This is a genomic window from Lentzea flava, assembly GCF_014648475.1.
GTDB lineage: Bacteria > Actinomycetota > Actinomycetes > Mycobacteriales > Pseudonocardiaceae > Lentzea > Lentzea flava.
Genome location: NZ_BMRE01000026.1, coordinates 1 through 19,590, shown reverse-complemented (window position 1 = coordinate 19,590; position 19,590 = coordinate 1). Strand labels below are relative to the sequence as shown.

Sequence of the window (19,590 nt, the reverse complement as noted above, 5' to 3'; positions counted from 1 at the left end):
ATCACGCCGGGTAACGATTGGGGGGTCGATCTACCAGCGGCAGGCGGTGTCGGGCTCGCAGCACGGCGCCAGGAACCGGCAGGTCGGGCAGATCCACTTGGAGCCGTTGCCGTAGGGGCGCAGGTCGTCGGACTCGCACTGCGGGCACTGGGGGAGTCGCGCTGTCTTCCTGGCGGGCTCGGTCACGCGCGCCACCGTACTTCAGGTCGTCCTCACGCGCGGCTCGGCGAGGTCGTTGTAGTCGATCACCAGGCTCGCCCGCGCCGCCGGTGCGCACGTCGCGAGGTACAGCCGCTGGCCCTCGACGTAACGGCGGTTGCGGGGATCGTCCGGATCGGACGGACTGCCGTCGCGCACGGCCATTCGTGCCACGGACACCGCGAAGTCGACGTGGAGGAACACCGAGAAGTCCCAGTGGTCCACGAGCTCGTCGCGGTGCAGGAAGACACCGTCCACCAGCAGGATCGCCGGAGGTGTCGCGACCTCGAAGGGCGCGTCGACGTACTCGTCGGTTCGCAGGTCGTGGCTCGCGCGCTGGAACGGGTGCCCGGCGGCGAACGGCACGAGCAGGCGGGCGACGAGGCGTTCGTGGTCGAAGCTGTCGAGGAAGAAGCCCTCCGGCGACGTCTTGCCGCGCCGATAGCGGATCGCGCGCGGGTGGTGGAAGTCGTCCACGGAGGCGCGGACCACGGTGCGGCCACGGGCGCGCAGCACCGCGGCGAGGTCGTCGCAGAACGTCGTCTTGCCCGCGCCGTCGACCCCGTCCACCGCGACCAGCCCCTCGACGGGCAGCAGGTCGGCCACGGCGTCCAACACCCCAGTTCGCGTCACGCCCCAGACGATCTCACGGAACGTCACCGCGTTGGCCCCTTTCGGATGAGACCTGGGTCTCGCGGGCATCAAGAACGCGTAAGGGCCGCCCCCAACGCCGTAAGGACGTTGTCAGGCGCCGCCTGATCAGGGATTTCCTGATGCACGCTTCCGGGCGTCACAAGAAAAACCTCGTCGTTGAAGGGAGCGGCGTCATGGCCGACATGGCCTACGCGTTGCTGCTGATCGGGAGTTTCGTCGTGCTGGCCCTGACTGTGCGTGGACTGGAGAAGTTGTGAGCGGCACGGGTCTCGTCGCGAACGCCGTCGCGGGCCTCCTCGCGCTCCTGCTGATCGTCTACCTGTTCATCGCACTCATCAGGCCGGAGAAGTTCTGATGTCACCTCTCGTGGCCGGCCTGGTTCAGGTCGGCGTCCTCGTCGCGGCCCTGGCGGCCGCGTACCGGCCCCTCGGCGACCACATGGCTCGCGTCTTCGAGGCGAAGAGCCACTCGAAGCTCGAAAAAGCCGTCTACCGCTTCGCCCGGATCGATCCCGACGGCGAGCAGAAGTGGAGCACCTACGCGTACGGCGTGCTGGGCTTCTCGTTCGTCGGCATCGTCTTCCTGTACGTGATCCAGCGCCTGCAGTCGTTGCTGCCGTTCGACTTCGGCCGCGGCAACGTCCCGTCCGGCATGGCGTTCAACACCGCCATCAGCTTCGTGACCAACACGAACTGGCAGTCGTACGTGCCGGAAGCCGTCATGGGCCACGCGGTCCAAATGATCGGCCTGACGGTGCAGAACTTCGTCTCCGCGGCGGTGGGACTGGCCGTGGCGGTGGCTCTCATCCGCGGTTTCGTGCGGCACCAGACCGACCGGCTCGGCAACTTCTGGGTCGACCTCGTCCGCGGCACCTTCCGGATCCTGCTGCCGCTCTCGTTCGTGTTCGCGATCGTGCTGATCGCGCTCGGCGTCACGATGAGCCTCAAGTCCGGAGTGGACGTCGACGGGCAGGCCATCGTGAACGCTCCCGTCGCGAGCCAGGAGGCCATCAAGGAACTCGGCACCAACGGCGGCGGCGTTCTCAACGCGAACTCCGCGCACCCGTTCGAGAACCCGAACGAGTGGACCAACCTCCTCGAGATCTTCCTGCTCCTGGTGATCCCGGTCGCGCTCACCCGCACGTTCGGTCAGCTGGTGAAGCAGAACAAGCAGGGGTACGTGCTGCTGGGCGTCATGGCCACGATCTGGACCGCGATGCTCGCGGTCATCTGGGGTGCGGAGGCGAGCGGGCTCAGGCCGTGGGAGGGCAAGGAACTCCGCTTCGGCATCGCGGGCAGCGCGATCTTCGCGAACGCCACGACCGGCACGTCGACCGGCGCGGTCAACTCGTTGCACGACAGCTACACCGGCCTCGGTGGCGGTGGCGCGTTGCTGAACATGCTGTTCGGCGAGATGACGCCGGGCGGCGTCGGCACCGGCATCTACAGCATCTTGGTGATGGCGATCATCGCGATGTTCCTGGCCGGTCTGATGGTCGGCCGCACGCCGGAGTACCTGGGCAAGAAGCTGGGGCGCAAGGAGGTCACGGCCGCGGCGGTGTCGATCCTCGCGATGCCGACGGTGCTGCTGATCGGCGCGGGCATCACGGCGATTCTTCCCAGCACGCAGGGAGCGTTGAACAACCCCGGCTCGCACGGGCTGTCGGAGATCCTCTACGCCTACGCGTCGGCGTCGAACAACAACGGGTCGGCGTTCGGCGGCATCACGGTGACCAGCGACTGGTTCCAGTCGTCGCTCGGCCTGTGCATGCTGTTCGGCCGGTTCATCCCGATCGTCGCCGTGCTGGCGCTGGCCGGATCCCTGGCGGCGCAGAAGAAGGTGCCGGTCACGGCGGGCACGCTGCCCACCACCGGGCCGCTCTTCGCGAGCCTGCTGACCGGCGCGATCGTCCTGGTCGCCGCGCTCACGTTCGTTCCCGCTCTCGCTCTCGGCCCCATCGCGGAGGCACTGCAGTGATCACACGGGCTCATCTCAAGGACGCGGTGCCCGACGCGTTCCGCAAGTTCGACCCCCGCCACCAGCTGCGCAACCCGGTGATGTTCGTCGTCTGGGCCGGATCGGTGCTGGTCACGGTCTTCGCCGTCACCGACCCCAGCGTCTTCACCGTCTCGGTGGCGCTGTGGCTGTGGTTCACGGTGTTGTTCGCGAACCTCGCGGAGGCCGTCGCCGAGGGCCGTGGCAAGGCGCAAGCCGCCTCGCTGCGCAAGACCAAGAAGGACGCCGTCGCCCGGCTCGTGAACGGTGACGTCGTCGCCGGCACCGAGCTCAAGATCGGTGACCTGGTCGTCGTCGAGGCGGGCGAGATCATTCCCGGTGACGGTGACGTCGTCGAGGGCATCGCGACCGTGGACGAGTCGGCCATCACGGGCGAGTCCGCGCCGGTGATCCGCGAGTCCGGTGGCGACCGGTCTGCGGTCACGGGCGGCACGACGGTGCTGTCCGACCGGATCGTCGTCCGGATCACGACGAAGCCAGGTGAGTCCTTCGTGGACAGGATGATCGCGCTGGTCGAGGGAGCGGAACGGCAGAAGACGCCGAACGAGATCGCGCTGACGATCCTGCTGTCGACGCTGACGATCATCTTCCTGCTCGCGGTCGTCGCGCTGCAGCCGTTCGCGATCTACTCCGGTGGCGAGCAGTCGGTGATCGTGCTGACCGCGTTGGTGGTCTGCCTGATCCCGACGACGATCGGCGCGTTGCTGTCCGCGATCGGCATCGCGGGCATGGACCGGCTGGTGCAGCGCAACGTGCTGGCGACGTCCGGCAAGGCGGTCGAGGCCGCCGGTGACATCGACACGTTGCTGCTGGACAAGACCGGCACCATCACGTGGGGCAACCGTCGCGCGACGGAGTTCATCGCGGTCGGGGCGACGTCCACCGAGACGCTCGTGGCGGCGGCGCGGCTCGCGAGCCTGGCCGACGAGACGCCGGAGGGTCGCAGCATCCTGGAGCTCGCGGGCGGGGAACCCGCGACCCACCACGAGAAGACCGGCGAGTTCGTCCCGTTCACCGCGCAGACCAGGATGAGCGGCATCGACCTCGACGGCCGCAGCATCCGCAAGGGCGCGGCGTCCGCGTTCGAGCTGAGCGACACGGCCCGCGAGATCGTGGACGAGATCAGCGCACAGGGCGGTACCCCGCTCGTCGTCGCGGAGAACGCCACGGTGCTCGGCATCATCCGGCTGTCCGACGTCGTGAAGCCCGGCATGAAGGAACGCTTCGCCGAGCTGCGCGCGATGGGCATCCGCACGGTCATGGTCACCGGCGACAACCCGTTGACCGCCAAGGCCATCGCCGAGGAGGCGGGCGTCGACGACTTCCTGGCCGAGGCCAAGCCCGAGGACAAGATGGCCCTGATCCGCCAGGAGCAGGAGGGCGGCCGCCTGGTCGCGATGACCGGTGACGGCACCAACGACGCGCCCGCGCTGGCGCAGGCGGACGTCGGTGTCGCGATGAACACCGGCACGTCGGCCGCGAAGGAGGCCGGCAACATGGTCGACCTCGACTCGGACCCGACCAAGCTCATCGAGATCGTGGAGATCGGCAAGCAGCTGCTGATCACGCGCGGAGCGCTGACGACGTTCTCCGTGGCGAACGACCTGGCGAAGTACTTCGCGATCCTGCCCGCCATGTTCGCGGCGATCTACCCGGCGCTGAACAAGCTCAACATCATGCACCTGGCCACGCCGCAGTCCGCGATCCTGTCGGCGGTGATCTTCAACGCGGTGATCATCGTGGCGCTGATCCCGCTGGCTCTGAAGGGCGTCCGCTACCGGCCGGCCAGCGCGTCGGCGTTGCTGCGGCGCAACCTGCTGATCTACGGCCTCGGCGGCGTCGTGACGCCGTTCGCCGGGATCTGGCTGATCGACCTGCTCGTGCGACTCATCCCCGGGATCGGCTGACATGGACAACTTTCTGAAGCAGTCGTGGGCGGGCCTGCGGATCCTGCTCGCCCTCACGGTGCTCCTCGGGGTGCTGTACCCGCTGGCGGTGTGGGGCGTCTCGCGCCTCCCCGGTCTGCACGCCAACGCCGAGGCGGTCGACACCACGCTCGTCGCCGTCACGCGGGAAGGCGACAGGTACTTCGTGCCGCGCCCGTCCGCCGCGACGCTGCCCGCGTCCGGTGGCTCGAACAAGGGGGAGCTGAACTCCGACTACACCAAGGTGATCGACGAACGCCGGACGGCGGTGGCCCAGCGCGAGGGCGTGGCGGAGAGCCAGGTGCCGCAGGACGCCGTCACCGCCTCGGCGTCCGGTCTCGACCCGAACATCAGCCCGGAGTACGCGGCGTTGCAGGTGCCCCGCGTGGCGCGCGCGTCCGGGCTGTCCGTGGAGAAGGTCCGGGAGCTGGTCGCGGCCAGCACCGGAGGGACCTTCACCACCACCGTCAACGTGACTGCGTTGAACCGTGCCATCGACGCAGCCACTCGTTGATGGTCGCCGGGGAGAGCTGAGGATCTACCTCGGCGCCGCTCCCGGCGTCGGCAAGACCTTCGCCATGCTCGGCGAGGCTCACCGGCGCCGGGAGCGCGGCACCGAGGTGGTCGTGGGACTCGTCGAGACCCACGGCCGCGAGAAGACCGCCTCGCTGCTCCACGGCCTGGAAGTCGTGCCGCGCAAGGTGCTGCGGCATCGCGGCGTGGAAGTGTCCGAAATGGACGTGGACGCGATCCTCGCGCGCAGGCCCGAGGTCGCGGTGATCGACGAGCTCGCGCACACCAACGCGCCGGGATCGCGCAACGAGAAGCGCTGGCAGGACGTCGAGGAGCTGCTCGAGGCGGGCATCGACGTCCTGTCCACGGTCAACGTGCAGCACCTGGAGTCGCTCAACGACGTCGTGGAGCGGATCACCGGTGTGCGGCAACGGGAAACCGTGCCCGACGAGGTGGTCCGCCGCGCCGAACAGGTCGAGCTGGTCGACATCACCCCGGAGGCGCTGCGCCGCCGGCTCGCCCACGGCAACGTCTACGCCGCCCACAAGATCGATGCCGCGCTGGGCAACTACTTCCGGCTCGGCAACCTGACGGCGTTGCGCGAGCTGGCCCTGCTGTGGGTGGCCGACCAGGTCGACGTGGCGTTGCAGCGCTACCGCAGCGAGAAGTCGATCACCGACACCTGGGAGACCAGGGAACGCGTCGTCGCCGCGATCACCGGCGGCCCGGAGAGCGAGACGCTGATCCGGCGGGCCCGGCGGATCGCCGTGCGGGCCGGGGCCGAGCTGCTGGTCGTGCACGTGATGCGCGGTGACGGCCTCACCGGCGTGACGCCCGAGCACATCGCCCGCTCGCGCAAGATCACCGAGGACGTCGGCGCCACGTTCCACTCCGTCGTCGGTGACGACGTGCCGACGGCGCTGCTGGAGTTCGCCCGCGGGGTGAACGCCACGCAGCTCGTCCTGGGAACGTCCCGCAGGTCACGGCTCGCGCGGGCGTTCGACGAGGGCATCGGCGCGGCCGTGGTGCAGGAGTCCGGCGCAATCGACGTGCACATGGTCACGCACGACGAGGCCAGGCGCGGACTGCGGTGGAAGATCGGCACGGACCCGTTGTCGTTGCGGCGCAGGCTGATCGGCTGGACGCTGGCGCTGGTGCTGCCCGTGGCGGTCACCGGGCTCGGCATGCTGTGGCGCGACGACGTCGACTACTCCACGGACCTGGTCGCGTTTCTGCTGGTCACGTGCGTGGTAGCGATTGCGGGCGGACTCGGTCCCGCGTTGGTGTGCGCGTTCTTCGGCGCCGGGCTGCTGAACTTCTTCTTCACCGAGCCGTACTACAGCCTGGCGGTGAACAGCCCGGAGAACGTGACCACGCTGGTGGCCATGGTCGTCGTGGCGACCGTGGTGGCGCTGACCGTGGACCGCGCGGCACGGCTCGCCGAGCAGGGAGCACGCGCCCGGACCGAGGCCGCGCTGCTCGCCTCCTACGCCCGGACGGTGCTGACCTCGCCGTATCCGCTGGCACGGTTGCTGGAGAAGATCCGGGAGAACTTCGGTCTGGAGTCGGTCGCGCTGCTGGAACGCCGTGGCAGCGCCTGGCAACGGGTCGCCTGCGTGGGACCGCGTCCGTGCGACGAACCGGACGAGGGCGATGCCGACGTCATGGTGACGTCGGACGTGCACCTGGTGTTGCGCGGACGGACCCTGCCCGCGAGCGATCAGCGGGTGCTGGAGGCGGCCGCGGGACAGGCACTGATGGCGTTGCGGCAGCAGCGCATGGCCGACGAGGCCCGCGACGCCCAGCGCAAGGTCGAGACGACCGAGCTGCGCACCGCGTTGCTCTCGGCCGTCGGGCACGACCTGCGGACGCCGTTGACGTCGATCAAGGCCGCGATCGGCAGCCTGCGCGACGACACGCTGCCTTTGTCCACAGAGGACGTGAAGGAGCTGATGGCGACCGTCGAGGAGTCGGCGGACCGGCTGACCGGGCTGGTCGACAACCTGCTGGACTCCTCGCGGCTCGCGACCGGGTCGGTGGAACCGCTGTTGCGGCCGGTCAGCTACTACGAGGCGGTGGCGCGGGCGCTGGCCGGTGTCGAGGAACGGCACGCGGTTTCCGTTGAGGTGGACGAACATCTGCCGCCCGTGCTCGCCGATCTGGGCCTGCTGGAACGCGTCGTCGCGAACGTCGTGGACAACGCGGTGCGGCACGGCACCCCGGGACCGGTCGCGATCAGGGCCAGCCGCCACGGCTCGTCGGTCGAGCTGCGGGTCGTCGACCACGGCAAGGGCCTGCCGAAGCGGGCGGGGGACAAGGTTTTCGCGCCCTTCCAACGACTCGGTGACCGCGACGCGACGCCGGGTGTCGGGCTCGGGCTGAGCGTCGCGAAGGGCTTCACCGCCGCCATGGGCGGTGAGATCAGCGCAGAGGACACACCGGGCGGCGGGCTCACCATCGTGATCTCGTTGCCCGCCCACGAGGAGTCATGATGACGTCAGTGCTGGTGGTCGATGGACGAACCGCAGATCGTCCGCGCGTTGAGGATCAATCTCAGCGCGCGCGGATACGACGTGATGACGGCGTATGACGGCAAGTCCGCCCTGGGCGTCGCGGTGGAGGGCAAACCCGACGTCGTCGTGCTCGACCTCGGCCTGCCCGACCTCGACGGCGTGGACGTGATCGCCGGTCTGCGCGGCTGGTCCACGATCCCGATCATCGTGCTGTCCGCCCGCACCGACTCCGCGGCCAAGGTCGAGGCCCTCGACGCGGGCGCCGACGACTACGTGACCAAACCGTTCGGGATGGACGAGCTGCTGGCCCGGCTGCGTGCCGCCGTGCGACGGGGCCTGGCGCGCGAGGGCGGCGATCCGGTTGTCGAGACCTCGTCGTTCGTCGTCGACCTGGCGGTGAAGAAGGTGCGGCGGGACGGACGCGAGGTGCACCTGACGCCGACCGAGTGGGGGCTCGTGGAGATCCTGGCGCGCAACCCCGGCCGGCTCGTGTCGCAGAAGCAGCTGCTGCAGGACGTGTGGGGGCCGATGCACCTCAACGAGTCGCAGTACCTGCGGGTCTACTTCGCCCAGCTGCGGCGGAAGCTGGAGGACGACCCGGCTCACCCGCGTCACCTGATCACCGAGCCCGGGATGGGGTACCGGCTGGAACTCTGACGGTTGACTTCCAGGGCGTGAGAGCGCTTCCATGGACGTCAGCCGCCGCACGATCGTGACAGAGAGGTCATCATCGTGGCTCGAAAACTGCGGTACGCCCTGCTGGGCCTCCTGCTGGCACTCCCGCTGTCCGGCACCGCCCAGGCAGCGGTCCCACCGACTCCGCCCGGCTGGACCCTGGCCTGGTCGGACGACTTCACCGGTCCGAACAACTCGGCACCCAACGCGAACAACTGGATCGTGGACACCGGCCACGGCTATCCGGGAGGTCCCGGCAACTGGGGTACCGGCGAGATCCAGCGCTACACCAACGACCGCGCCAACCTGCGCCTGGACGGCACCGGCGCGCTGGGCTACTGGCCCGCGTTCTGGGCGTTGGGCGCGCCGTACCGCGGCAACTACTGGAACTGGCCGTCCATCGGCGAGTTCGACATCATGGAGAACGTCAACGGCATCAACAGCGTCTGGGGCGTTCTGCACTGCGGCGTCAACCCCGGCGGTCCCTGCAACGAGACCAACGGTCTGGGCGCGTCCCGTGCCTGCCCCGGCTCGGCCTGCCAGTCCGCGTTCCACACCTACCGCTTCGAGTGGGACCGCTCGGTCAGCCCCAACCAGCTGCGCTGGTACGTCGACGGCCAGCAGTTCCACACCGTGCGGCAGAACCAGATGGACGCCACCACCTGGAACAACATGACGTCCCACCAGGGCTACTTCATCCTGCTGAACGTGGCGATGGGCGGCGCGTTCCCCAACGGCGTGGCCGGCCGGGCCACCCCGACCCCGCAGACCACGCCGGGCCGGTCGATGGCCGTGGACTACGTGGCGGTGTGGACCCGTCCGTGAGCTGGGCCACCGCGCTCGTCAGGATCGCGTCAAGGCTCGCGCCGTGAGTGTCAGAGTCTCGTCCGAGCGCTGGGAACCGAGGTTCTTCCGGCGTGCAATCAGGTCATGACACTCGCGGAGTTGTTGCCCAGCATCGGGTGTTCCACCGAGCCGGTGCTGGAAGAGGGTCTGTGGCCGGACGGGACGCACGTGTCCGGCTCGGACCTCGTCATCGGTGGAGTCCCCGCCACGCGCCTGGCCGCCCAGTTCGGCACGCCGTGCCAGGTGCTGGACGAGATGACCGTGCGACGCCGCGCCCAGGCCTTCACCGCCGCTCTGCCGGACGCCGAGGTCGTGTTCGCGGGCAAGTCGTTGCCCTGCCCCGAGGTCTACCGGTGGATGGCCTCTCTCGGTCTGTCGCTCGACGTGTCGTCCGCCGGCGAGCTCGCCCTGGCGCGGGCCGCGGGCTTCCCGGCGTCGCGCATCGTCCTGCACGGCAACGTGAAGACCGGCGAGGACCTCAAGGCCGCGCTGGAGTACGGCGTCTCCCGGATCGTGGTCGACTCGTTCGACGAGATCGCCCAGCTCGGCGCTCTCGCGCGGCACGGCCAGCATGTCATGATCCGCGTGACGCCCGGCGTCGACGCACACACCCACGCTGCCATCGCGACCGGTGTGGAAGACCAGAAGTTCGGTTTCTCACTGGCTTCCGGTGCTGCTCTGGAGGCCGTTCTGCGGGTGGTCGAGCAGCCTTCGCTGCGGCTCGTCGGCCTGCACTGCCACATCGGCTCGCAGGTCCGCCACGTCGCGTCGTACGAGGAAGCCGTGCGGCGCATGGTCGGGCTGATCGCCTCCTGCGGTGTCCGCATCGAGCAGCTCGACCTCGGCGGTGGTTTCTGCGCGCCGTACCTGCCGGGGGAGCCGTCGTTCGACCTTTTCGGCTTCGCCCAACGGGTTCGCGGCACGTTGAACTACGAATGCAGGCTGCACCGCGTCCCGGTGCCGCGCGTGCTCGTCGAGCCGGGTCGCGCGATCGTCGCCAACGCGGGCGTGACGTTGTACCGGGTGTGCGCGGTCAAGCGTGGTGTCAGCCGCACGTTCGTGGCCGTCGACGGCGGCATGAGCGACAACCCGCGGCCCGCGCTGTACGGCGCTCAATACGTGGTTCGACTCGTTGGCCGCGGCGGGAAGCTGCACCCGGTGACCGTCGTCGGACGCCACTGCGAGGCGGGTGATGTGCTGGCGGAGAACGTGCCGTTGCCCGCCGACGTGCACGCGGGCGACGTGCTCGCGGTACCGGCGACGGGCGCGTACCACCACGCGCTGGCCTCGAACTACAACCAGGTCGGCCGGCCGCCCGTCGTCGCGGTGGCGGACGGGACGGCGCGGCCGATCGTGCGGCGCGAGACCGAGGAGGACCTGTTGCGCCGTTACGCCTAGGGCTTGACCGCTTCGGCGACCAGCCAGCTGTCCTCGTGCATCAGATAGCGCGTGATCTGGCCGTTCTGGACGGTGAACTCCTGCACGAACCGCGTCTCGATCCACTTCCCGGTGGCCTGGACCTGCGAGCGGAGGTCTCCGGTGCGGACGGCCAGCTCGCCGTCCACCAGCGTGGCGTCGACGTCGAACCGGTCCGGCGTCAGGTACTTCGGCACGTCCTCGGCGTAGAAGGCGCGGACCTCGGCCCGAGTGGTGCGCTTGCCGATCCACGGCACGGTGGCGGTGTCGCCGGGGATCTCCCAGTCCACTTCCTCGGCGAACAGTGCGGCCAGGCCGTCCACGTCCCAGGCCTTCAGCAGGCGGTCGAACTCGGCGATCACGGCACGGGTCTCTTGCGTTGACATGCCTCCACCCTTACCAGGTTCGGCCGTTCGGCCGGTCGCCGCACTAGGCTGAGAGCATGGAGCTGGGAGAAGTCGTCGCGGAACGACAGATCGAGGGCGTGGCACCGGACGGATCGCACTTCGAGGTGGTGATCAGGTTCGGTGCCCCGCGCCCCGATCCGTTGAGCGGCAACGGCGACTGGGTCTGTCCACATCAGATCGCCGGTCTCGGCGACGACTCGGTCGGTGCCGCGTACGGAGTGGACTCGTTGCAGGCGTTGCTGCTCAGCGTCTACGCGGTGCGGGTGAAGCTGGCCGAGTCGGGCGGCACCCTCGACTGGCTGGGCATGCCCGAGCTCGGCCTGACCGTCGCTCCCGTGCTCAGCTAGCGAAAACGGGGTAGTGGTCCGAGAAGTCGGTGTAGGTGTACTTGCGCCCCCACGACCAGGTCGACCACTCGGGACTCTTCACCCGCCGGGTCTCGTTGCGCAGCACCGGCCCCTGGACCGTGAGCACGTAGTCGAGGTGCTCGGAGGCGTACTCTGGCCCGTACTGGTCGCGGCAGACGCTGTTGTCCGCGCAGTCCCACGAGAACGGGTGCCCGGTGATCTCCGGCGTCGCGGCGCCAAGGTCGGCGACCATCCGCGGGAACTCGTCACTCGCCTTGACGACGTTCATGTCGCCCGCCACGTACACGGGTTCGGACGCCGGGATGTTCCGCGCGGCCAGGAACGACCTGATCTCGGCACGCTGCTTCGTGCGATACCCGGCCGGAGCGCTGGTGCAAGCGGAGTCCTCTGCCTGCATGTGGGTGCCGATCACGTGCAGCGGCCCGGTCGGCGCCTCGACCCGCACGTACGCGAAACCCTTGTTGGAGAACCAGTCCGCGCCGCACGCGTCGCGGTAGACGTGCTGCACCCGCGTGGTGATCGGCCACCGGCTCAGCACCGCGACCCCGCCGTCCTCCGGCGTCGAGTCGCGGTACGCGCCCGAGGTGACGTCCCATCCTGCGGTGCTGCGGCCCAGCACCGGCGTCTGGTGCGGGTAGGTGTCGCGCAGGTTGGCGAGCAGGCGGTCGGAGGCGGTGTTGTCGAACGCCTCCTGCAGCACGACGACGTCCTGACCGGTCAGCACGCCGGTGCTGTCGATCAGGTCGGCCCGCGTCACCTGCCCCCAGTTCGGGTAGAGGTTGCGGGACAGCATGAACACGTTGTGGGTGGCGATCCTCGGGGCGGCCGGTGCCGCGACCGCGGGTGCGGCCGGGATCGTGAGCGCGACGGCGGCGGCGAGCGTGATCAGGCGCATGGGGCCCGATGGTGAAGGACGTGAGAATCATTCACAACCGGGCGGGCGTGTCGTATCGATCAAGCGTTGATGAACGTCAGCGCAACCGGTCGAGGTCCGCGCCCGACTTGTCGACCAGCGCCCGCATCGCGGCGTAGGCGGCCTCGGGGTCGCGGGCCGTGATCGCGTCGAGAACAGCGCGGTGGGACGGCACCGGGTCGTCCTCCACGGTCCCGTGCACGAGCTTGTCCCGTTCGGCCAGGCCGATCGCGATGATCCGTTCGACCTGGGTCAGGAACGTGTTGTGCGTGGCGGCCATGAGCAGCCGGTGGAAGTCGAGGTCTGCCCGGACGGTCGCGGCCAGGTCGCGTGCCGAGGCCATCCGTTCCACGGCGGCGGCGAGGGCCTCGACGTCCGCGTCCGTCGCGCGTTCGGCGGCGAGCCGGGCGGCGGCGGGTTCGACGATCACCCGCATCTCGGTGAGCTCGCCGAACAGGCCGTGGTCCGAGCCGGCCTGGGTCTGCCAGCGCATCACGTCGGTGTCGAGCAGGTTCCACGACGAGCGCGGCTGCACGAACGTCCCGCGCTTCTGCCTGGCGTCGATCATGCCCTTGGCCGTCAGCACCTTCAGCGCCTCGCGCAGGGCCGTCAGCGACACGTCGAGTTCTTCGCGCAACGCCGGGAGGTCGAGGGTGTCGCCTTCGCCGATCTCGCCGGCCAGGATCCGGCCCGCCAGCGCCTCGACGGTCTGGCCGTGCACGCCCCGCAGCCGTTTCTCGCTCATGGGGCCAGATCATACGGCACTCATAAATTATGAATTATTCTTGACTTGATCATGATCGCGGCGCAGTCTTGTCGGCCATGGACAGGCGTCACTTCCTCCGCGTCACCGCTGCCGCGGGTGCAGGTTTGCTGGTCAGCAGCACGGCTTCCTGCGCCACGTCGGCGTCCTCCGGCCCGGTCGCGCAGACCGCGGGCACGGTCTCGATCCAGTCGAACCTCTCGGCGCCCGCGGCGAAGGCGGCGATCGAGGCGCTGGTCAAGGCGTTCAACGACAGGAAGGGTTCGCAGGCCTCGGTCAACACCGTGGCGTCGGAGACCTTCCGCACCCAGCTGCCGAGCTACCTCACCTCGGCCAACCCGCCCGACCTCTTCACGTGGTACCCCGGCTCGCTGCTCAAGGGTTACGAGGAGAAGGGGCTGCTGCTCGACGTCAGCGACGTCTGGCAGACCATGGGCGACTATCCGCAGGCGTACAGGACGTTGAGCGGCAAGGTCTTCGTGCCGACCACCACCTACTGGTGGAGCTTCTTCTACCGCAAGTCGAACTTCGCCAAGTGGGGCGTCACCCCGCCGAAGACCTGGGCCGAGTTCGTCGAGCTGTGCAAGTCGTTGCAGGGCAAGGGCGTCATCCCGCTGGGCATGGGCGCCGGGTCCGACTCACCGTGGACCGCGTCGGCCTGGTTCGACTACTTCAACATCCGCGTCAACGGAGCGCCGTTCCACCGGGAGCTGCTCGCGGGCAAGCACCGGTTCGACGATCCGAAGGTGAAGGCGATCTTCACGCCGTGGCGCGAAGTCCTGCCGTACACCGACCCGAACGGCACCGCGATCGGCTTCCAGGAGGCCACGACCGCGATGCTGCAGGGCCGCACCGGCATACTGCTCACCGGCGCGTTCTTCGCCGACGCGGCACCGAAGGACGCGCTCGACGACATCGACTTCTTCCGGTTCCCGATCATCGACCCTGCCGTGCCGCTGGCCGAGGAGGGCCCGACCGACGGGTTCTTCGCGAGCTCGAAGTCGCCACACGTGAAGGAGCTGAAGGAGTTCCTGACCTACGCGGCGACGGCGGAGGGCCAGGAGGTCTACATCAGGAACTCCTCCGGCACCATCCTGCCCACGCACCCGAAGGCCAGGGACTCCGGCACCGAACTGGTCAAGAAGGGCCGCCGGCACCTCGAGGAGGCCGCGGAGATCACGCAGTTCTTCAACCGCGACTCCAGCGACGCGCTGCAACCCACCGCCGACGCCGCGCTCGTCAAGTTCCTCCAGCAGCCCGACCAGCTGGACACGATCCTCGCGACCTGGCAGAAAGCCGCCGAGCAGGTGTGGTCGGCCTGATCATGCGCCGGGTACCACCGATCCTGCTGTTGTTCGTGCTGATCCCGCTGCTCGTGGAGGGGTTCTGGGTCTTCTGGCCCGCGCTGCAGGGTTTCTGGCTCGCGCTGACGAACTGGGACGGCGTGTCCGCGCCCCGGTTCGCCGGTGCCGGCAACTTCTCCAGGATGATCGACGACCCGGTGTTCCACACCGCCGTCACCAACACCGCGATCTGGCTGGTGCTGTTCGGCGGGCTGTCCGCGGTCGGCGGCCTCGGGCTCGCGGTGTTGCTGCAGAAGGAACGCCGTGGCGTCGGCGTGTACCGGGCGGCGTTGTTCGTGCCCGTGGTGTTCTCGCTGGTCGCCACGTCGTTGATCTGGCAGATGCTCTACCAGCCGGGTGGGCTGTTCGACTCCTCGCCGCTCGCCGACCCGGACACCGCGCTGTACGCGGTGCTGGTCCCGGCGCTGTGGCGGCAGGCCGGATACGTGATGGTGCTGTACCTGGCCGGGCTCAAGGGCATCGACCCTGGGCTCTACGAGGCGGCCACTTTGGACGGTGCCACGGCCTGGCAGAGGTTCCAGCACGTGACCTGGCCGCAGCTGCGGTCGGTCAACTCGGTCGTGCTGTCGGTGATCGTGATCGACTCGCTGCGGTCGTTCGACGTGGTGTGGTCGATGACGCGCGGCGGGCCCTACCACTCGTCCGAGCTGCTCAGCACGTACATGTACGCGACCGCGTTCCAGTCCTTGAAGCTCGGCTACGCCAGTGCGCTGGCGGTCGTGATCTTCGTGCTGGCGTTCGGCGTGATCGTGACCTATCTCGTCCGCGCGTTCCGGGAGAACTGAGATGTCCAATCGCGTCTTCCACGCCGTGGCGGGCACGATCTCCGTGCTCTGGCTCCTGCCGATCGCCGCGGTGATCAACACTGCTTTTCGTTCGTTCGACGACATCGCCGCCAACGGCCTCGGGTCGTTCCCCCGGTCGTTCACGCTGGCCGGGTTCGCTGACGCGTGGACCAACGGCGGTGCGGGCGCGATGTGGAACAGCGTGCTCGTCACGGTGCCGACGGTGTTCCTGTCGCTGGCGCTGAGTGCAGCCGCGGCGTATGCGTTGAGCCGCTTCGAGATCCCCGGCCGCCGCACGATCGTCCTGCTGATGCTGGCGGGCAACCTGTTACCACCGCAGATCCTGCTGGTACCGGTGTCGAAGCTGACCGAGCTCCTCGGCATCTACGACACGCTGATCGCGCTGATCGTCGTGCAGGTGGGCTTCGGTCTCGGCTTCTACACGTTCGTGCTGCAGGGCTTCATGCGCGCCATGCCGAACGAGGTCCAAGAGGCTGCCACCATCGACGGCGCGGGCCCGGTGCAGATCTTCTGGCGGATCGTGCTGCCGATGACCAGGCCCGCTCTCGCCGCGCTGGCGGCGCTGGCGTTCACCTGGATCTTCAACGACCTGCTGTGGGCGATCACCGTGCTGCGCTCGTCGTCCGTCATGCCGGTGACACCAGCACTGCTGGCGTTGCAGGGCCAGTACGTGTCGAACTGGAACGTCATCGCGGCGGGCTCGGTGATCGCGGCGATCCCGACCGTGGCGGTGTTCCTGCGGTTCCAGCGGCACTTCATCTCCGGACTCGCGGTGGGAGCTGTGAAATGACCTGGACCCTCCGCATGGCGACCACCTCCTACACAGTGGCCGTCGAACCCGGCGGCCGCTGGGCGGAACTGGTGGCGTGGGGCCCGCACGGCGTAGAAGCAGGCCCTTCACCACTCAAGAACCTCGGCGAGATCCACTTCATCACCGAGGCCGACGCGGCCCCGATCGAGTACGCGCCACGCGGCCAACGCCCGTTCACCGGCGCCGACCTGGAACTGCCCGGCGACTCGTGGTTCACGTTCGCCGGCGCCACCGAGGCAGGCGGCGTGCTGCGCCTGGCGTTCGCCGACAAGATCGCCGGGTTCCGCGCCGTGCTCTGCTACCGCCCAGAACGCACCGTCGACGTGCTGTGCCGCTGGGTCGAGATCACCAACACCTCCACCGCACCGTTGCGTCTGGACCGCGTGGGATCGGCCGGTGTCTGCCTGCCGGTCTCGTCCCCGCGACTGTCCTTTCTGCACGGTGAATGGGCACGCGAGTTCCAGCTGGACCACGTGACCCTGCCCGCGGGCGGGTTCCGAATCGGCAGCTCGTACGGCGTCCCCGGGCACAATTATGCGCCCTGGTTGTCCGTGGACGACACCTGGGGCGTGTCGCTGGCGTGGTCCGGTTCCTGGGAGATCACGGCCGAGGTCGAGCCGTCCGGACTGACGCGCCTGCGCGCCGGACTGCTCGGCCCGGTCGTGGTCGAGCCGGGGGAGACCTTCACCACGCCGGAAGTGGCGCTGGCGTACGGCGTCGACGGTCTCGCTCGGGTCTGGCACGCCTACGACCGCCTGCGCTCGAGGCCCGCGCGCAAACCGGTCCTCTACAACTCCTGGGAGGCAACGGGTTTCGACGTCTCGCTCCCGGAACAGCGTGAGCTGGCCCAGATCGCCGCGGATCTCGGCGTCGAACTCTTCGTGGTCGACGACGGCTGGTTCACCGGCCGCCACGACGACACCGGCGGCCTCGGCGACTGGTACCCGGAGTCCCCGGACTTCGGCACGTTCGTGGAGGACGTGCGGTCGCTGGGCCTGGAGTTCGGCCTGTGGGTGGAACCGGAGTGCGTGAGCCCGAAGTCCCAGCTCCACGCCGAACACCCGGACTGGGTGTACCGGCTGGAAGGCCGCGAGCCCACGCTGATCCGCAACCAGCTGCTCCTCAACCTCGGCCTTCCCGCCGTCCACGACTTCGTGATCTCCACCCTCGACCGCCTGCTGACCGACCACCGCATCAGCTACCTCAAGTGGGACCTGAACCGCCCCGCCACCGAACGCCCTGGCGACCTGGACAACGCCCACGTCCGCAACTACTGGCGCATCCTGGACCACCTCCGCACACACCACCCGCACGTGCTGGTAGAAGGCTGCGCGGGAGGCGGCGGCCGCACCGACCTGGCCACCACGGCCCGCGTGGACGTGGTGTGGCCCAGCGACAACACGGCCCCGCTGGACCGCCTCCGCATCCAACAGGGCTTCCTGCACATGCACGCCCCACACCTGATGTCGTCGTGGGTGACCGACGCCCCGGGCCTGTTCGACCCGCGCCCACGCTCGCTGAAGTTCCGCTTCGTCCTGGCCATGGCGGGCGTCCTCGGCATCGGCGCCGACATCCGGCACTGGTCCAGGAGCGAACGCGATGAGGCGTCCACGCTCATCAAGCGGTACAAGGAGATCCGCGACGTCGTGCACCACGGCGAGGCGCACCTGCTGGGCGACGCGATCCAGTACTCCGCCCCCGACCGCGTGGTGGTCCTGGCCTGGAACACGGGACCGCTGACAGGCGTACCGGCGGTGCCGGGCCGATCGTCCCGCGTGAAGCTGAAGGGCCTCACCGCGCGGTCCTATGTGGACGAGAACGGCGAGGTGTACTCCGCCGCGCACCTGACCCACGTCGGCCTGCCGTTCGACTGGTCGCCGACCAGCGACGCCGACGTGGTGGTGCTCAAGCCCGTATGAGCCTGCGTCCCAGCGTGGTTGCGTAGGCGCTTTGCCGAGCTTTGGTTGCGTCATCGCCGCTTCGCGACGATTGGAGCTTGACTTGGCACCTCGCACCCAAAGTCAAGCCCCAATCGCATGCGTGCGTGGTCGCTTTTGGGCGGTCGGTTTCCCGGAAATTACCGCTTGAACAGCGTGGCATTGCTACGCGGTGGTCCGGTTCACTCGATGGTGTTCATTTTAGATCGTAATATTCTCGTGATCTTGCGGTAGAGTCGAACACGTGAGCGACCCCGACCTTCCTCTCCTCTCGACCGGCGAGCTGCTGCGCGGCATCGTCGACGAGGTGACGGAAATCCGGGCCCGCGAATACACGGTCATGCAGAAAATCGCCGAACTGAACCGGCGCGGAGCCGCCGCCGACCTCGGCTACAAGAATCTGCAGGACGTATTGCGGCATGCGGTCCGCTGGGACAAGAACACCGCGAAACGCTGGGTCGAGCAGGCCACGCTGCTCAGCAGTGAGATCACCCCGACCGGCAGTGAGGTCGCCGCCCGGCTTCCGATCGCCGCCGCGGCGGCGGCTGAGGGCGCGGTGTCGATCGATCACGTTGCGGTGGTCGCCGAGGCGATGAAGACTTTGCCTGCTGAGCGCGAGGGGCAGATGGTGGACTACGCGCGCCAGTTCGCGCCCGCCGCGGTGCGCGTGCTGGGCAAGAGGCTGATCTACGCGCTGTTCCAGAACGACCCCGAACCCCGCGACCCCGAACCCGAGCCTGCGGGCAACCGGCTCACGCTGCGCCAGAGCAAGACCGGGCACTGGAAGCTCGCGGCGACCCTGGACGCCCTCACCGGCGCGAAGTTCGCGACCCTGCTCGACCCGCTGGCCAAGCCCCGCCCGACCACCGACGAGGGCCCGGACCCGCGTTCGCTCGACGAGCGTCAGGGCGACGCGCTGGCCGAACTGGTCGACCTGACGTTGCGCGCCGACATGCTGCCCGAACACGGCGGCGAACCGGTCACCCTGACCTTGACGATGCGCTACCAGGACCTGGCCGAGCAGACGGGAGCGGCGACGCTGGACAACGGCGAACCGATTCCGGCCGACCAGGTCCGCCAGCTGGCCTGCAGTGCGGGAATCATCCCGATGGTGATGGGCGGCCGGTCGCAGCCGCTCGATGTGGGCCGCCGGTCGCGGCTGTTCACCGTGGGGATCCGCCGGGCCCTGGTCGCGCGTGACCACGGCTGTGCGTTTCCCGGTTGCAGCCGTCCACCGAAGCATTGCGACGCCCACCATGTTCACCACTGGGCCGACGGCGGAGACACCCGCATCGACAACGGCGTGCTGCTCTGCCGCCACCACCACACCCTGATCCACCGCAGCGGCTGGGAAGTGAAGATTGAGCACGGCCTACCGGTCTTCTACGCACCGGCCTGGCTGGATCCCAATACCGCTAAGTTAAGCGGCCCTGCCGAAGATGTGCAGCTCGGGCGGCATGTCGTG

General features: G+C 68.8%; 19 protein-coding genes and 1 pseudogene. 15 read left to right on the top strand and 5 right to left on the bottom strand.

Annotated features, from left to right (window positions below):
* Positions 1–30: 30 nt before the first annotated feature.
* Both IEZ09_RS26385 and IEZ09_RS26380 read right to left on the bottom strand, forming a co-directional pair.
* A complete protein-coding gene (locus IEZ09_RS26385) occupies positions 31–186 on the bottom strand; it encodes a hypothetical protein (protein ID WP_189256456.1) in 156 nt (51 codons plus the stop codon).
* 15 nt (positions 187–201) lie between these two features.
* The gene (locus IEZ09_RS26380; RefSeq protein ID WP_229812973.1) at positions 202–858 is read right to left on the bottom strand and encodes a nucleoside/nucleotide kinase family protein; all 657 of its coding nucleotides are present in this window, start codon (positions 856–858) and stop codon (positions 202–204) included.
* A gap of 113 nt (positions 859–971) precedes the next feature.
* On the opposite strand from IEZ09_RS26380, the gene IEZ09_RS26375 reads away from it, so the two are divergent.
* The 9 genes and pseudogenes from IEZ09_RS26375 to lysA all read left to right on the top strand — a co-directional run bounded on the left by IEZ09_RS26375 (position 972) and on the right by lysA (position 10,738).
* Positions 972–1,109 (top strand): hypothetical protein, encoded by a 138-nt coding sequence (locus IEZ09_RS26375; protein WP_189256454.1) that lies wholly within the window; start codon positions 972–974, stop codon positions 1,107–1,109.
* A complete protein-coding gene (gene kdpF, locus IEZ09_RS26370) occupies positions 1,106–1,207 on the top strand; it encodes a K(+)-transporting ATPase subunit F (protein WP_189256453.1) in 102 nt (33 codons plus the stop codon). The genes IEZ09_RS26375 and kdpF overlap by 4 nt, the downstream gene beginning before the upstream one ends.
* The gene (gene kdpA, locus IEZ09_RS26365) at positions 1,207–2,829 is read left to right on the top strand and encodes a potassium-transporting ATPase subunit KdpA (protein WP_189256452.1); all 1,623 of its coding nucleotides are present in this window, start codon (positions 1,207–1,209) and stop codon (positions 2,827–2,829) included. The genes kdpF and kdpA overlap by 1 nt, the downstream gene beginning before the upstream one ends.
* Entirely contained in the window at positions 2,826–4,775 is a 1,950-nt protein-coding gene (gene kdpB, locus IEZ09_RS26360; protein WP_189256451.1) for a potassium-transporting ATPase subunit KdpB, read from the top strand. Before kdpA ends, kdpB begins: the two co-directional genes overlap by 4 nt.
* Position 4,776: 1 nt before the next feature.
* On the top strand, positions 4,777–5,307 hold the full coding sequence (locus tag IEZ09_RS26355) for a potassium-transporting ATPase subunit C (RefSeq protein ID WP_189256450.1): 531 nt from the start codon (positions 4,777–4,779) through the stop codon (positions 5,305–5,307).
* On the top strand, positions 5,282–7,798 hold the full coding sequence (locus IEZ09_RS26350; RefSeq protein WP_189256449.1) for a sensor histidine kinase: 2,517 nt from the start codon (positions 5,282–5,284) through the stop codon (positions 7,796–7,798). Before IEZ09_RS26355 ends, IEZ09_RS26350 begins: the two co-directional genes overlap by 26 nt.
* A pseudogene (locus tag IEZ09_RS26345) lies at positions 7,798–8,476 on the top strand (response regulator). Before IEZ09_RS26350 ends, IEZ09_RS26345 begins: the two are co-directional and overlap by 1 nt.
* Positions 8,477–8,551: 75 nt before the next feature.
* The gene (locus IEZ09_RS26340) at positions 8,552–9,319 is read left to right on the top strand and encodes a family 16 glycosylhydrolase (RefSeq protein WP_229812972.1); all 768 of its coding nucleotides are present in this window, start codon (positions 8,552–8,554) and stop codon (positions 9,317–9,319) included.
* Positions 9,320–9,424: 105 nt separating this feature from the next.
* The gene (gene lysA / locus IEZ09_RS26335; RefSeq protein ID WP_189256447.1) at positions 9,425–10,738 is read left to right on the top strand and encodes a diaminopimelate decarboxylase; all 1,314 of its coding nucleotides are present in this window, start codon (positions 9,425–9,427) and stop codon (positions 10,736–10,738) included.
* Here lysA and IEZ09_RS26330 read toward each other — a convergent pair.
* On the bottom strand, positions 10,735–11,142 hold the full coding sequence (locus tag IEZ09_RS26330) for a nuclear transport factor 2 family protein (protein ID WP_189256446.1): 408 nt from the start codon (positions 11,140–11,142) through the stop codon (positions 10,735–10,737). The genes lysA and IEZ09_RS26330 overlap by 4 nt on opposite strands.
* A 56-nt stretch (positions 11,143–11,198) precedes the next feature.
* On the opposite strand from IEZ09_RS26330, the gene IEZ09_RS26325 reads away from it, so the two are divergent.
* The gene (locus IEZ09_RS26325; RefSeq protein ID WP_189256445.1) at positions 11,199–11,510 is read left to right on the top strand and encodes a DUF6968 family protein; all 312 of its coding nucleotides are present in this window, start codon (positions 11,199–11,201) and stop codon (positions 11,508–11,510) included.
* Here IEZ09_RS26325 and sph read toward each other — a convergent pair.
* Together sph and IEZ09_RS26315 are read right to left on the bottom strand one after the other, a co-directional pair.
* Entirely contained in the window at positions 11,503–12,426 is a 924-nt protein-coding gene (gene sph, locus IEZ09_RS26320) for a sphingomyelin phosphodiesterase (protein WP_189256444.1), read from the bottom strand. The genes IEZ09_RS26325 and sph overlap by 8 nt on opposite strands.
* A 76-nt stretch (positions 12,427–12,502) precedes the next feature.
* Complete coding sequence (locus IEZ09_RS26315; protein WP_189256443.1) at positions 12,503–13,189, bottom strand: FadR/GntR family transcriptional regulator; 687 nt, start codon at positions 13,187–13,189, stop codon at positions 12,503–12,505.
* Between the two features lie 77 nt (positions 13,190–13,266).
* On the opposite strand from IEZ09_RS26315, the gene IEZ09_RS26310 reads away from it, so the two are divergent.
* The 5 genes from IEZ09_RS26310 to IEZ09_RS26290 all read left to right on the top strand — a co-directional run.
* Positions 13,267–14,529, top strand: a complete 1,263-nt coding sequence (locus IEZ09_RS26310; RefSeq protein ID WP_189256442.1) for an ABC transporter substrate-binding protein — start codon at positions 13,267–13,269, stop codon at positions 14,527–14,529.
* A gap of 2 nt (positions 14,530–14,531) precedes the next feature.
* The gene (locus tag IEZ09_RS26305; protein WP_189256441.1) at positions 14,532–15,356 is read left to right on the top strand and encodes a carbohydrate ABC transporter permease; all 825 of its coding nucleotides are present in this window, start codon (positions 14,532–14,534) and stop codon (positions 15,354–15,356) included.
* 1 nt (position 15,357) lies between these two features.
* The gene (locus IEZ09_RS26300) at positions 15,358–16,167 is read left to right on the top strand and encodes a carbohydrate ABC transporter permease (protein ID WP_189256440.1); all 810 of its coding nucleotides are present in this window, start codon (positions 15,358–15,360) and stop codon (positions 16,165–16,167) included.
* Positions 16,164–18,107: an alpha-galactosidase gene (locus IEZ09_RS26295; protein ID WP_189256439.1), complete on the top strand. Its 1,944-nt coding sequence runs from the start codon at positions 16,164–16,166 to the stop codon at positions 18,105–18,107. The genes IEZ09_RS26300 and IEZ09_RS26295 overlap by 4 nt, the downstream gene beginning before the upstream one ends.
* A 262-nt stretch (positions 18,108–18,369) precedes the next feature.
* A partial coding sequence (locus IEZ09_RS26290) for an HNH endonuclease signature motif containing protein (RefSeq protein ID WP_189256438.1) occupies positions 18,370–19,590 on the top strand: 1,221 nt, incomplete at its 3' end.